Below are 1,674 nucleotides of genomic sequence, written 5' to 3'. Positions count from 1 at the left end.
TTTCCCAACCCGAAGGCTGTACTGACGCGAGACGATCTCACCGAGCACCTAGTTCAATGTTCCACCCATGAGCTACCAGCAAAGACATTCGCTTTGATCTGGCGCCTGGAACACCCTGCGGTGTCCAGATGCTCCTTAGAAAGGAGGTGATCCAGCCGCACCTTCCGGTACGGCTACCTTGTTACGACTTAGTCCTAATCACCGATCCCACCTTCGACAGCTCCCTCCTTGCGGTTAGGCCACTGGCTTCGGGTGTTACCGACTTTCATGACTTGACGGGCGGTGTGTACAAGGCCCGGGAACGTATTCACCGCAGCGTTGCTGATCTGCGATTACTAGCGACTCCGACTTCATGAGGTCGAGTTGCAGACCTCAATCCGAACTGAGACCGGCTTTTTGGGATTCGCTCCACCTTACGGTATCGCAGCCCTTTGTACCGGCCATTGTAGCATGCGTGAAGCCCAAGACATAAGGGGCATGATGATTTGACGTCATCCCCACCTTCCTCCGAGTTGACCCCGGCAGTCTCCTATGAGTTCCCACCATGACGTGCTGGCAACATAGAACGAGGGTTGCGCTCGTTGCGGGACTTAACCCAACATCTCACGACACGAGCTGACGACAACCATGCACCACCTGTATACCGACCTTGCGGGGCAACCATTTCTGGAAGTTTCCGGTATATGTCAAGCCTTGGTAAGGTTCTTCGCGTTGCATCGAATTAATCCGCATGCTCCGCCGCTTGTGCGGGCCCCCGTCAATTCCTTTGAGTTTTAGCCTTGCGGCCGTACTCCCCAGGCGGGGAACTTAATGCGTTAGCTGCGACACGGAGACCGTGGAAAGGTCCCCACATCTAGTTCCCAACGTTTACGGCGTGGACTACCAGGGTATCTAATCCTGTTCGCTCCCCACGCTTTCGCTCCTCAGCGTCAGTAACGGCCCAGAGAACTGCCTTCGCCATCGGTGTTCCTCCTGATATCTGCGCATTCCACCGCTACACCAGGAATTCCATTCTCCCCTACCGCACTCTAGTCTGCCCGTACCCACTGCAGGCCCGAGGTTGAGCCTCGGGTTTTCACAGCAGACGCGACAAACCGCCTACGAGCTCTTTACGCCCAATAATTCCGGACAACGCTTGCACCCTACGTATTACCGCGGCTGCTGGCACGTAGTTAGCCGGTGCTTTTTCTGCAGGTACCGTCAAGCCGAAGCCCTTCTTCCCTACTAAAAGAGGTTTACAACCCGAAGGCCGTCATCCCCCACGCGGCGTTGCTGCATCAGGCTTTCGCCCATTGTGCAATATTCCCCACTGCTGCCTCCCGTAGGAGTCTGGGCCGTGTCTCAGTCCCAGTGTGGCCGGTCACCCTCTCAGGCCGGCTACCCGTCGTCGCCTTGGTGAGCCATTACCTCACCAACTAGCTGATAGGCCGCGAGTCCATCCTTGACCGAAAAACTTTCCACCCGCACCCGATGCCGGGGCAGGTCGTATCCGGTATTAGACGCCGTTTCCAGCGCTTATCCCAGAGTCAAGGGCAGGTTACTCACGTGTTACTCACCCGTTCGCCACTAATCCACCCAGCAAGCTGGGCTTCATCGTTCGACTTGCATGTGTTAAGCACGCCGCCAGCGTTCGTCCTGAGCCAGGATCAAACTCTCCGTAAAAAAATTACGACC

1 rRNA gene is annotated in these 1,674 nt (G+C 56.3%); it reads right to left on the bottom strand.

What is annotated here, in order from left to right:
- Window positions 1-139: 139 nt before the first annotated feature.
- Window positions 140-1,662, bottom strand: a 16S ribosomal RNA gene (locus C5C33_RS17780).
- Window positions 1,663-1,674 lie beyond the last annotated feature (12 nt).

The sequence above is a fragment of the Rathayibacter sp. AY1H3 genome (assembly GCF_002932015.1).
This window is presented reverse-complemented; position numbering and strand designations above follow the sequence as displayed.